The organism is uncultured Streptococcus sp. (genome assembly GCF_915066115.1).
Taxonomy (GTDB): Bacteria; Bacillota; Bacilli; order Lactobacillales; family Streptococcaceae; genus Streptococcus.
Genome location: NZ_CAJZDT010000048.1, coordinates 1 through 11,850 on the forward strand (window position 1 = coordinate 1; position 11,850 = coordinate 11,850).

At 40.0% G+C, this 11,850-nt stretch carries 9 protein-coding genes and 1 pseudogene; 6 read left to right on the forward strand and 4 right to left on the reverse strand.

Translation table 11 applies throughout. From position 1 onward, the window contains the following. The 3 genes and pseudogenes from QZ565_RS04695 to QZ565_RS04705 form a co-directional block, all read left to right on the forward strand. Positions 1-172: pseudogene (locus QZ565_RS04695) on the forward strand (ATPase); the annotation flags it as partial. Between the two features lie 383 nt (positions 173-555). Beyond that, positions 556-1,314, forward strand: a complete 759-nt coding sequence (locus QZ565_RS04700) for an ABC transporter ATP-binding protein (RefSeq protein ID WP_000173372.1) — start codon at positions 556-558, stop codon at positions 1,312-1,314. A 1-nt stretch (position 1,315) separates the two neighbouring features. Then, on the forward strand, positions 1,316-3,304 hold the full coding sequence (locus tag QZ565_RS04705; protein ID WP_295526263.1) for an ABC transporter permease: 1,989 nt from the start codon (positions 1,316-1,318) through the stop codon (positions 3,302-3,304). Between the two features lie 42 nt (positions 3,305-3,346). On the opposite strand, the gene QZ565_RS04710 is transcribed toward QZ565_RS04705, so the two are convergent. Next, a complete protein-coding gene (locus tag QZ565_RS04710; RefSeq protein ID WP_295526266.1) occupies positions 3,347-4,042 on the reverse strand; it encodes a VIT family protein in 696 nt (231 codons plus the stop codon). A gap of 229 nt (positions 4,043-4,271) precedes the next feature. On the opposite strand from QZ565_RS04710, the gene QZ565_RS04715 reads away from it, so the two are divergent. From QZ565_RS04715 to ftsY, 3 genes are read left to right on the forward strand one after another with little or no spacing between them, the layout of a single operon-like run. Next, positions 4,272-5,063: an HAD family hydrolase gene (locus QZ565_RS04715; RefSeq protein WP_295526269.1), complete on the forward strand. Its 792-nt coding sequence runs from the start codon at positions 4,272-4,274 to the stop codon at positions 5,061-5,063. Then, positions 5,063-5,881, forward strand: coding sequence for a Cof-type HAD-IIB family hydrolase (locus QZ565_RS04720; RefSeq protein WP_295526272.1), 819 nt, complete (start codon positions 5,063-5,065; stop codon positions 5,879-5,881). Before QZ565_RS04715 ends, QZ565_RS04720 begins: the two co-directional genes overlap by 1 nt. Positions 5,882-5,884: 3 nt before the next feature. Beyond that, positions 5,885-7,174 carry a signal recognition particle-docking protein FtsY gene (ftsY, locus tag QZ565_RS04725; protein WP_227325799.1) on the forward strand — a complete coding sequence of 430 codons (1,290 nt, stop codon included), beginning with the start codon at positions 5,885-5,887 and terminating at the stop codon, positions 7,172-7,174. Between the two features lie 41 nt (positions 7,175-7,215). On the opposite strand, the gene zwf is transcribed toward ftsY, so the two are convergent. The 3 genes from zwf to QZ565_RS04740 form a co-directional block, all read right to left on the reverse strand. Further along, entirely contained in the window at positions 7,216-8,703 is a 1,488-nt protein-coding gene (gene zwf, locus QZ565_RS04730) for a glucose-6-phosphate dehydrogenase (protein WP_295526277.1), read from the reverse strand. 150 nt (positions 8,704-8,853) lie between these two features. After that, complete coding sequence (locus tag QZ565_RS04735) at positions 8,854-9,594, reverse strand: amino acid ABC transporter ATP-binding protein (RefSeq protein WP_033681727.1); 741 nt, start codon at positions 9,592-9,594, stop codon at positions 8,854-8,856. Then, on the reverse strand, positions 9,594-11,759 hold the full coding sequence (locus QZ565_RS04740; RefSeq protein WP_295526281.1) for an ABC transporter substrate-binding protein/permease: 2,166 nt from the start codon (positions 11,757-11,759) through the stop codon (positions 9,594-9,596). Before QZ565_RS04740 ends, QZ565_RS04735 begins: the two co-directional genes overlap by 1 nt. Between the last annotated feature and the right edge of the window lie 91 nt (positions 11,760-11,850).

Sequence of the window (11,850 nt, forward strand, 5' to 3'; positions counted from 1 at the left end):
TCACGCCAATTTTTCTAACGGTCGCTTTGTTCGAAATCTATATGAAGATTTAATAATGAATCAAGCTGTCCGACTTAACCAAAGTGAAGCTGTGAATTTAAAAGAATTAACTTTGTTGATTAAAGATGATTTTTGTTTAGATGAAAATCGTTCTAGTGACATAGATTTATAATCAAATGAAATAATGAATCTTCAAGCTGTTTATGAATGTATTATTGACCGTTGCAGATAATTTACGAATCTGAACCCTTGTATCCGCAAGGGTTTTCTTCTTGCCTTTCTTTTATGGTAAAATGTTGATAGCGAAATTGCTTGATATTCTTCAATCTTACAAAAATGTAAGATTAAAGTCTCTTTTGTAAGGTTAGGTTATGGCAAGCGATCTTTTTTTGATGTAAACTAGACTCATAAAGAACAAAGGAGTAACATCATGAAACAAATCTTACATAAGAAAACAAGAAAACCAAGCCACAAAGATATCGAGCGCGTTCAGCTGGGATGCGCTATGATGCAAGCAACATTTCATTTGATGGGATATTAAGAAAGGAGATTCTCATGACACTTTTAGATGTAAAACACGTTCAAAAAATTTACAAAACACGTTTTCAGGGCAACCAAGTAGAGGCCCTCAAGGACATTCACTTTACCGTGGAAAAGGGTGACTACGTTGCCATCATGGGTGAGTCTGGTTCTGGTAAATCAACTCTTCTCAATATTCTAGCTATGCTGGATAAACCAACTCGTGGTCAGGTTTACTTGAATGGAACTGACACCGCAACCATTAAAAATTCACAGGCTTCTAGCTTCCGTCGTGAAAAGCTGGGCTTTGTCTTCCAAGACTTTAACTTGCTAGATACTCTCTCTGTAAAAGATAATATCTTGCTTCCGCTTGTCTTGTCAAGAAGACCTATTACGGAGATGATGAAGAAATTGGTGGTGACAGCTGAGAATCTAGGCATCAACCAATTACAAGAGAAGTACCCTTACGAGATTTCTGGTGGTCAGAAACAGCGTGTAGCAGTAGCCCGCGCCATCATCACAGAACCTGAAATTCTCCTTGCGGATGAGCCAACAGGAGCTCTTGACTCCAAGTCCTCTGCAGCCTTACTTGATGTCTTTGATGAAATCAATGAGCGTGGCCAAACTATTCTCATGGTAACCCACTCAACAGCAGCAGCTAGCAGAGCTAAACGTGTACTCTTTATCAAAGACGGCATTCTTTACAACCAAATCTACCGTGGAGAGAAGACAGAACGTCAGATGTTCCAAGAAATTTCTGATACCTTGACTGTCATGGCAAGCGAGGTGAATTAGTATGTTTCGATTAACCAATAAGTTAGCGGTATCGAACTTGATTAAAAACCGCAAACTCTACTATCCTTTTGCGCTGGCTGTTCTCTTGGCAGTCACCGTCACCTATCTCTTTTACTCTCTAACCTTCAATCCCAAGATTTCGGAAATCCGTGGAGGGACAACCATTCAAGCTACTCTTGGATTTGGTATGTTTGTCGTCACCCTTGCGTCAGCTATTATCGTCCTTTATGCAAATAGTTTTGTTATGAAAAACCGTTCCAAGGAACTAGGGATTTATGGCATGTTGGGCTTGGAGAAGCGCCATCTAATCAGTATGACCTTTAAAGAGTTAGTGCTATTTGGAATTCTAACTGTTGGAGCAGGTATCGGTATTGGAGCCTTATTTGACAAGTTGATTTTTGCATTCTTGCTCAAACTGATGAAATTGAAGGTTGAACTGGTCGCCACCTTCCAGATGAAAGTTGTCATTACAGTACTTGTTGTCTTTGGATTGATTTTCCTAGGCCTCATGTTCCTGAATGCCCTTCGAATCGCCCGTATGAATGCCCTCCAGCTCTCGCGTGAGAAAGCAAGCGGAGAGAAAAGAGGTCGTTTCCTACCTCTCCAAACTATTCTTGGTTCCATAAGTTTAGGGATTGGCTATTATCTTGCCCTTACGGTAACCGATCCTCTTACAGCCCTAACAACTTTCTTCCTAGCTGTTTTACTGGTTATCTTTGGGACCTATCTCTTGTTCAATGCAGGAATTACAGTCTTCCTCCAAATCTTAAAGAAAAACAAGAAATACTATTACCAACCTAATAACCTGATCTCAGTGTCTAACTTGATTTTCCGTATGAAGAAAAATGCGGTTGGACTAGCAACTATCGCTATCTTGTCAACAATGGTTTTGGTAACCATGTCAGCAGCGACAAGCATTTTCAATTCCGCAGAAAGCTTAAAAAAAGTTCTAAATCCGCATGACTTTGGAATTACTGGAAAAAATGTTGAAAAAGAAGATTTGGACAAACTCTTGAGCCAGTTTGCAAGTGACAAAGGTTATAGTGTCAAAGAGAAAGAAGTTCTTCGTTACAGTAACTTTGGTATTGCAAATCAAGAAGGAACCAAGTTAACTATTTTTGAAAAAGGACAAAACCGTGTCCAACCAAAAACAGTTTTCATGGTATTTGACCAAAAAGATTATGAAAATATGACTGGTCAAAAACTGTCTCTATCAGGAAATGAGGTCGGTCTCTTTGCCAAAAATGACGGACTGAAAGGACAGAAAGTACTAACTCTAAATGATCATCAATTTTCTGTCAAAGAAGAATTTAATAAAGATTTTATTGTCAACCATGTCCCAAATCAGTTTAATATTTTGACTACTGATTACAATTACCTTGTTGTACCTAATTTACAAGCCTTTTTGGATCAATTCCCAGATTCGGCTATCTATAATCAGTTTTACGGCGGTATGAATGTAAATATCAGTGAAGAAGAACAACTCAAGGTCGCTGAAGAGTATGAAAACTACCTCAATCAGTTTAATGCTCAATTAAACACAGAAGATAGCTATGTTTATGGTAGCAATCTAGCAGATGCTCGTTCTCAGATGAGTGTCCTCTTTGGTGGTGTCTTCTTTATCGGTATTTTCCTATCCATTATCTTTATGATCGGAACCGTTCTGGTCATCTACTACAAACAAATTTCTGAAGGCTATGAAGACCGTGAGCGCTTTATTATCTTGCAGAAAGTCGGTTTAGATCAAAAGCAAATCAAGCAAACCATCAACAAACAGGTTTTAACTGTTTTCTTCCTTCCTTTGCTTTTTGCCTTCATACATCTAGCCTTTGCCTACCATATGCTTAGTCTGATTTTAAAAGTGATTGGTGTAATAGATACGAATATGATGTTGATTGTGACCTTGTCTATCTGCGCTATCTTCCTCATCGCCTATGTGCTGATTTTTATGATTACTTCTAGAAGCTATCGCAAGATTGTGCAAATGTAAAAAAAGATACCTCGACTTCAAAATCGAGGTATTTCTTGTCTTCTAAATGCTGAAAAGTTGTCCGAGCAGGAAGGTAACTCCCATGGTTAAAAGACCAATAGCAAGGTTCCGAACCATAGCTGTTTTGGTTGGGGCTTTTCCAAGTTTGGCACTAGTGTAACCAGTGAGAAGAAGGGCCACACCGACGATAAGTACAGTAGCAGGGATGCGGTATTCACTTGGGAAAATGGTAATTGAAAGCATTGGTGGTAAGCTACCAAGGAAAAAAGAAATAAAGCTAGAAATGGCAGCGTGCCAAGGCTTGGTAAATTCTTCATACTCAATCCCATATTTTTCCTCTACCAAAGCCTTGAGGGGATTATTTAAAAAGGCTTTGTTGGTGAGAAGTTGGGCTGATGTTTCACACTCACCATTTTGGATATAAGCAGCATAGAGAGATTTTTTAGCTAGTTCCATATCTTGGTCTAGCAAGACTTGCTCACGCGCAACGGCTGCTTCCTCGGTATCTTTTTGAGTTGAAACGGACACATATTCTCCACCAGCCATTGAAAAGGCACCTGCCAAAATAGCTGCAAAGCCTGATAAAAAGATAATCCAGATATTGGTCGTGGCACTAGCAACCCCGATAACCACACCAGCAATGGAAATAATTCCATCATTAGCACCAAGAACACCAGCACGCAGGATATTTAAACGACCTGCAAAATTTGAATCGATTTCGTGATTTGTTTCTGACATACTATTCTCCTTTTTATCCAGTATAAAGGAAACAGCTAATGAAATCAATCTTTTAAAAGTATCTGAAAAAAGTTGCACGATTTTAATTTTACGAGTTTTTTAAAAGATAGAAACAGCACTAGCTAGTAGAGAAGGATAAAAGAGAAGCAAAGCTGATAGACTAGTCCTTTTTCTACTTATCTATGGTATAATAGGAGGTAGATTTACTAATCGGAGTAAGAAAGATTTTATGATTAAACTAGTAGCAACAGATATGGACGGAACCTTCCTAGATGGGAATGGACGCTTTGATATGAACCGCCTCAAGTCTCTTTTGGCTTCCTACAAGGAAAAAGGGATTTACTTTGCGGTGGCTTCAGGTCGGGGATTTCTGTCTCTAGAAAAATTATTTGCTGATGTTCGTGACGACATTATTTTCATCGCGGAAAATGGCAGTTTGGTCGAATATCAAGGTGAGGACTTGTATGAAGCGACCATGTCTCGTGAGTTTTATTTGACGACTTTTGAAAAGCTGAAAACGTCACCTTATGTAGATATCAATAAATTGCTCTTGACTGGTAAGAAGGGATCTTATGTGCTAGCTACGGTTGATGCGACCTATTTGAAAGAGAGCCAGCATTATAATGAAAATATCCAAAAAGTAGCGAGTTTAGAAGATATCACAGATGATATTTTCAAATTTACTACCAACTTCACAGAAGAAACGCTTGAAGCTGGGGAAGCTTGGGTAAACGAAAATGTCTCTGGTGTTAAGGCCATGACAACTGGCTTTGAATCCATTGATATTGTTCTGGACTATGTCGATAAGGGTGTTGCCATTGTTGAATTAGCTAAAAAACTTGGTATCACAATGGATCAGGTTATGGCTTTTGGAGACAATCTAAATGACTTGCATATGATGCAGGTTGCGGGGCATCCTGTAGCTCCTGAAAATGCACGACCTGAAATTTTAGAATTAGCTGAGACAGTGATTGGTCACCATAAGGACCAGTCGGTTATAGCTTATATGGAGGGCTTATAATGGCAGATATAAAATTGATTGCATTGGACTTGGACGGGACCTTGTTGACTACTGATAAAAGGCTGACGGATCGCACCAAGGCAACCTTGAAAGCTGCGCGTGATCGTGGTATCAAGGTTGTATTGACAACTGGTCGTCCCTTAAAAGCTATGGATTTCTTTCTCCATGAGCTAGGGACTGACGGCCACGAAGATGAGTATACGATTACTTTTAATGGTGGATTAGTTCAGAAAAATACAGGTGAAATCCTTGATAAGACAGTTTTTTCATATGATGATGTGGCACGTTTGTATGAGGAAACAGAGAAATTATCACTGCCTCTTGATGCTATTTCAGAAGGAACTGTTTATCAAATTCAATCTGACCAAGAAAGTCTTTATGCCAAATTCAATCCAGCATTGACCTTTGTTTCAGTGGACTTTGAAGACTTATCTAGTCAAATGACTTACAATAAATGCGTGACTGCCTTTGCTCAAGAACCCTTGGATGCAGGCATTCAGAAGATTTCTCCAGAATTGTTTGACCAATATGAAATCTTTAAATCACGTGAAATGTTGCTAGAGTGGTCACCAAAGAATGTTCATAAAGCAACAGGCTTGACCAAACTAATCAGCCATCTTGGAATCAACCAAAGCCAAGTTATGGCTTGTGGCGACGAGGCCAATGACCTCTCTATGATTGAATGGGCAGGGCTCGGTGTTGCCATGCAAAACGCTGTTCCTGAAGTCAAGGCAGTCGCAAATGTAGTGACGCCAATGACCAATGATGAAGAAGCTGTCGCCTGGGCTATCGAAGAATATGTGCTAAAGGAGAACTAAGATATGGGATTATTTGACCGCCTATTCGGAAAAAAAGAAGAACCTAAAATCGAAGAAGTTGTAAAAGAAGCTCTGGAAAATCTTGATTTGTCTGAAGATGTTGAGCCTGCCTTAACAGAAGCTGAGGAAGTTTTTCAAGAAGAAGCAGAGGTTGAAAGTTCTGAAGAAGCTGTGTTTAAAGAAGACGAAAATCAAGAGACAGTTGAAGAAAATAACAATTTAGAGCCAGTTGTAAAAGTTCCTCAAGAAGAAATAGAAGAATTACCAAACTCAGAAGAAGTCTCATATGAAGAGAAGGTTGAGCACGAAGGAACTGTAGAAGAAAATAGTTCTGAAGTTCTTGAAGCAGAAACGCCTCAAGTAGAAGAGACTGTTCAGGAAAAATATGACCGCAGTCTTAAGAAAACTCGTACAGGCTTCGGAGCTCGCTTGAATGCCTTCTTTGCTAATTTCCGCTCTGTTGACGAAGAATTTTTCGAGGAGTTGGAAGAACTGCTGATCATGAGTGACGTTGGTGTCCAGGTGGCTTCTAATTTAACAGAGGAGTTACGCTACGAAGCTAAGCTCGAAAACGCCAAGAAACCTGATGTACTTCGCCGTGTCATCATTGAAAAATTGGTCGAGCTCTATGAGAAAGACGGTAACTACGATGAAAGTATCCACTTCCAAGATGGCTTGACAGTCATGCTCTTCGTCGGTGTGAATGGTGTTGGGAAAACAACTTCTATCGGGAAACTAGCTCACCGCTACAAACAAGCTGGTAAGAAGGTCATGCTGGTTGCGGCAGATACCTTCCGTGCAGGGGCTGTAGCCCAGCTAGCTGAATGGGGCCGTCGTGTGGACGTTCCAGTTGTGACTGGACCTGAAAAAGCTGATCCAGCCAGTGTGGTCTTTGATGGAATGGAACGTGCCGTAGCTGAAGGTATCGATATTCTTATGATTGATACCGCTGGTCGTCTACAAAACAAGGACAACCTTATGGCTGAGTTGGAGAAGATTGGACGCATCATAAAGCGTGTTGTTCCAGAGGCGCCGCATGAAACCTTCTTGGCTCTTGATGCATCAACAGGTCAAAATGCCCTGGTACAGGCCAAAGAATTTTCAAAAATCACGCCATTAACTGGAATTGTCTTGACTAAGATTGATGGAACTGCTCGTGGTGGTGTAGTATTAGCCATCCGTGAAGAACTCAATATTCCTGTAAAATTGATTGGTTTTGGTGAAAAAATCGATGATATTGGAGAGTTTAACTCAGAAAACTTTATGAAGGGTCTCTTGGAAGGCTTAATCTAATCAAAAGCAAAAATCCTGCAAGGCAATCTTGCAGGATTTTTTTATTCTAAACGACAATCTTGACGATAGGCGATATCTGGTTGCCAAGTCCATTTGGCACCGAATTTTTCAAGTAAGTCAAAGCTTGCTTGAGGTCCCATGCTTCCAGCTTTATAGTCATGAAGTGGGGCACCATTTTCAGCCCAGAGCTCTTCGATACGGTCAATCAATTTCCATGACGCACCAACTTCATCCCAGTGGCTAAAGTTAGTTGAGTTGTTATTTAAGACATCATAAATCAATTTCTCGTATGGTTCTGGAGAAGCACCAGTTGCGGTCGCATCTGTACGGTAATCAAGTGAGTTGGGAGCCAAGTTGAATTCTTCTCCTACTTGCTTCCCATTTAGGCTAAGAGAGAAGCCTTCTGTTGGTTGGATATAGATGGTCAAGATGTTTGGAGCAAGTGGCTCACCAAAGATAGAATCCATTTGTTTAAAGACGATGTTGACATGAGTTCCTTTTTCAGTTAGACGTTTACCAGTACGGAAGAAGAAAGGAACACCACGGAATCGATCGCTGTCTACAAAGAAGGCACCAGATGCAAAAGTTTCAGTTGTTGATTCTGGATTTACATTTGGTTCGCTACGATAAGAGATATATTTCATGCCATCAATCTTACCTGAACGGTATTGGCCACGGATAAAGTGTTCTTTAAGCTCTTCATCTGTTGGATGATAGAGGTTTTTAAAGACCTTAATCTTTTCGGCACGAATCTCGTCTTTTGTGAAGCTTGCTGGCTTGTCCATGGCAAGGAGGGAAAGCAATTGTAGAGTGTGGTTCTGTACCATGTCACGGAGGGCACCAGATTGATCATAGTAGCCACCACGTTCTTCTACGCCTAAGCGCTCCGCAAAGGTAATTTGAACATTATCGACAAAGTCCTTGTTCCACACATTTTCAAAAATCAAGTTTGCAAAGCGAACTGCAAAGATACTTTGGATCATTTCCTTACCAAGATAATGGTCGATACGGAAAATTTGTTCTTCGTCAAATGTTGCTAGGAGCTCGTCATTCAACTTGCTTGCAGTTGCGTAATCTGTACCAAATGGTTTTTCAACGATTAAGCGTTCAAAACCTTTACCGTCAACAATGTTTTCAGACTTGAGGTGTTTGGCAATAGTTCCAAAGAACTGAGGTGCCATAGACAAGAAGAAGAGCTTGTTGTGTTCAGCTTGGTACTTGTCATTTAGTTCAGACTGCAATTGACGTAAAGCAATGTAGTGCTCTGTATCATTGACATCATGACTTTGATAGTAGAAGTGACTAGCGAACTCCTGAGCCTGTTCGGTACTATCTGCCAAATCAAGGATCGATTCGACTACAACAGATTCAAAATATTCCTTGCTCCAAGGACGACGAGCAGTTCCAATGACTGCAAAGTGCTCGGAAAGATTGCCGGATTTATAAAGTCTAAAAAGGGAAGGGTAGAGCTTGCGTTTAGCCAGGTCTCCACTCGCACCGAAAATTGTAACAATAACCTTAGATGACATCTAGCTACCTAATTTCTATTTTTATTCCTAGTCTTGCTAGGTATGAGGAAATCTCATTTCATAAATTTAATTCTAACATAATTTTCCGAAAAATCAAAAAATCCAATACGAGATTGAAAAAAACTGCAAGGAAATCCTTACAGTTTGAGTTTAGACGTTTAAGACCTTGTCCAAGAAATCTTTCAGACGTGGGTGTTGTGGGTTATCAAAGATTTGATCAGGTGTTCCGTCTTCAAGGAATTCACCATCTGCAGTAAAGATAACGCGGTTGGCAACCTGACGAGCAAATCCCATCTCATGGGTTACGATAATCATGGTCATGCCTTGCTCAGCCAATTCTTTCATAACGTTTAGTACGTCTCCAACCATCTCAGGGTCAAGGGCAGAAGTTGGTTCATCAAAGAGCATGATGTCTGGATTCATTGCTAGTCCACGAGCGATGGCCACACGTTGTTTTTGACCACCTGATAGGCTATCTGGGTTGGCATTAGCTTTATCTGCTAGCCCAACCTTGTCAAGCAACTCCATTCCCAATTTCTCAGCTTCTTCCTTAGTCATCAACTTGTGCTCAATAGGAGCAAAGGTAATGTTGTCTAATACAGACATGTGTGGGAAGAGGTTGAAGTGTTGGAAAACCATTCCGATATTTTCACGGACGTGGTCAACGTTGGTAGTTTTTTCAGTTAAGTCATAACCGTTCACAGTGATGTGACCGCTAGTAACTTCTTCTAGAAGATTGAGGCTACGGAGGAAAGTTGACTTACCAGAACCTGAAGGGCCGATGATACAAACAACATCTCCTTCATAGAACTTAGTCGTAATTCCTTTTAGGACTTCATTTTTTCCATAGTGCTTGTGTAAATCATTTACATCAATTTTTAATTTTGCCATTAACGAATCCTCTTTTCTAAGCGTTTCGCTAGTCTAGTCAAAAGTGTGATAATTACAAGATAGAAGATAGCAAGGATTGCATACATCTTGAAACTTTGGTAGTTACGGGCGATGATAATCTTACCAGTTTGGAAGAGTTCAACCAAACCGATAGCAGATACGATGGTTGTATCTTTAAGAGCGATAACGAATTGGTTAACAAAGTTTGGCAACATCAATTTAGTTGCTTGTGGCAAGATAATCTTACGCATGGTTTTTCCATAAGAGATACCCAAGCTTCGGCTGGCTTCCATTTGACCAACTGGAACGGCCTGAATACCACCACGAACGATTTCAGCGATATAAGCCGCTGCATTGAGTGAGAGGGCGATAGTCCCAGCTACGAAGTCGTTAATTGGACTTTGTTGGCCTGTGATAGACTCGATGAAGTTTGGAATTCCCCAGAAGATGAAGGCTGCAAGAATCATCAAAGGAATACCACGGATAACGTCAACGAAAATCTCAGAGATCACACGAAGAGATTTGTATGGGCTAACGCTAAACATACCGAAGATAATCCCGATAACAATAGCAATAGCAAATGAGATAAGAGCTAGAGCAAGAGTGATACCAAGCCCGCTAAGGAGTTGTTTGTAGTTGTTTTGAAGCAATCCCCAGATAGTTGTCTCATCAACAGTGCTTGTTGAAGCGGTTGAAGACTCACTAGCTAGGTATTTATCAAGAATCTTTTGGAATTCTCCGTTTGCTTTAAGGTTTGCAAGTCCGTTGTTGAACATTTGAATCAATTCTGGATTTGCTCCTTTTTTAACGGCAAAGGCTGTTTCACCGATTGGAGTTCCAGCGATTGGTGTTTTCAATTTTTGTCCTTGGCTGATAGAATATTTGAGAACAGGTTCATCATCCATAACGGCATCAATGGCACCAGTGTTTAAACTGTCATACATTGAAGAACCATCAGCAAAGGTTTTGATTTTGTAGCCGTATTTGCTTTGATTTTCTGTTAGGAAGGTTTGAGAAGCCGTTCCGTTTTTAACACCAACTGTCTTCCCTTTCAAATCTTCATAAGAAGCAATGGTGCTTGATTCTTTGACACCAAGGATAGTATTAGCAGTGTAGTATGATTCTGAGAAGTCAAAAGTTGCCTTACGAGCATCTGTGACAGACATACCAGCAATGATACCATCTGCTTGACCAGCTTGAACAGCACTGATAGCCGCATCGAAACCAGGGTTGATGATTTCGATTTCAAAACCTTGGTCTTTAGCGATTGCCTTAATCAATTCCATATCAATACCAGTGTATTGGTTGCTTGAATTTTGGAAAACAAAAGGTGCAAAAGAAGAATCGCTGGCAATGATGTATTTAGCTTTAACAGGAATAGCTTTTAAGCCCGCTAGAGTAGTTGTAGTTGGAACTGCTGAAGATGATGAAGCAGTCCATTTCTTGATGATTTTATCAAGACTACCATCTTGTTTCATTTTAGCCAAGGCTTGGTTAAATTCAGTGACTAGGTGCTCGTATTTGCTTCCTTTTTTAACACCGAAAGCAAAACTCCCTACAGCTTCCCCATCCATTTCGATATGGAGGTCTTGACCTTGGTTAATGGCATACTCGATAACAGGTTTGTCATCCATCATGGCATCGATGGCACCAGCACTCAAGCTGTTGTTCATCAAATCACTAGTGTCAAATGTTTTAATAGTAAAGCCGTATTTATCTTTGATTGTTTCAAGAAAACGTTGAGCAGCAGTTCCGTTTTTAACACCAACGGTTTTGCCAGTTAATTGGTCGTATTTACTAATCTTGTGTGCCTTTGTAGTTGCAATGACAACTTTTGTATCATAGTAAGTATCAGACATGGTGAAGACTTTTTCACGTTCTTTCGTCTTTGTCATCCCTGCCATGATGGCATCAGCTTGCCCAGCTTGAACCGCATTTACTGCTGCGTCAAATCCAGGATAGGACATCTGAATGTTCCATCCTTTAATCTCAGCGACTTTGTTGATAATGTCAACATCAATTCCTTTATAAGTTTGATCTGAATCTTTAAACTCAAAAGGTGCGTAGGCGGTATCAGACACAATCTTAATCGTCTCTGCTTTCGCAATACCTAATGAGAAAATTGGGAATAAAATTAGCAAAAATGCTAGAAATTTTTTCTTCATTTTTAGTCTCCTTTTCCGAATATTTTCCCATTATATCAGAAAAAGTAAAAAAAGGCAAATTTTTATAGTTTTGTGTCAGAAAATATAACAT

What these genes read in the sequence shown, in the direction of transcription:
- zwf (WP_295526277.1), bottom strand. Translation starts at nt 8,703, where the DNA reads ATGTCATCTAAGGTTATTGTTACAATTTTCGGTGCGAGTGGAGACCTG.
- ftsY (WP_227325799.1), top strand. Translation starts at nt 5,885, where the DNA reads ATGGGATTATTTGACCGCCTATTCGGAAAAAAAGAAGAACCTAAAATC.
- QZ565_RS04710 (WP_295526266.1), bottom strand. Translation starts at nt 4,042, where the DNA reads ATGTCAGAAACAAATCACGAAATCGATTCAAATTTTGCAGGTCGTTTA.
- QZ565_RS04715 (WP_295526269.1), top strand. Translation starts at nt 4,272, where the DNA reads ATGATTAAACTAGTAGCAACAGATATGGACGGAACCTTCCTAGATGGG.
- QZ565_RS04740 (WP_295526281.1), bottom strand. Translation starts at nt 11,759, where the DNA reads ATGAAGAAAAAATTTCTAGCATTTTTGCTAATTTTATTCCCAATTTTC.
- QZ565_RS04705 (WP_295526263.1), top strand. Translation starts at nt 1,316, where the DNA reads ATGTTTCGATTAACCAATAAGTTAGCGGTATCGAACTTGATTAAAAAC.
- QZ565_RS04700 (WP_000173372.1), top strand. Translation starts at nt 556, where the DNA reads ATGACACTTTTAGATGTAAAACACGTTCAAAAAATTTACAAAACACGT.
- QZ565_RS04720 (WP_295526272.1), top strand. Translation starts at nt 5,063, where the DNA reads ATGGCAGATATAAAATTGATTGCATTGGACTTGGACGGGACCTTGTTG.
- QZ565_RS04735 (WP_033681727.1), bottom strand. Translation starts at nt 9,594, where the DNA reads ATGGCAAAATTAAAAATTGATGTAAATGATTTACACAAGCACTATGGA.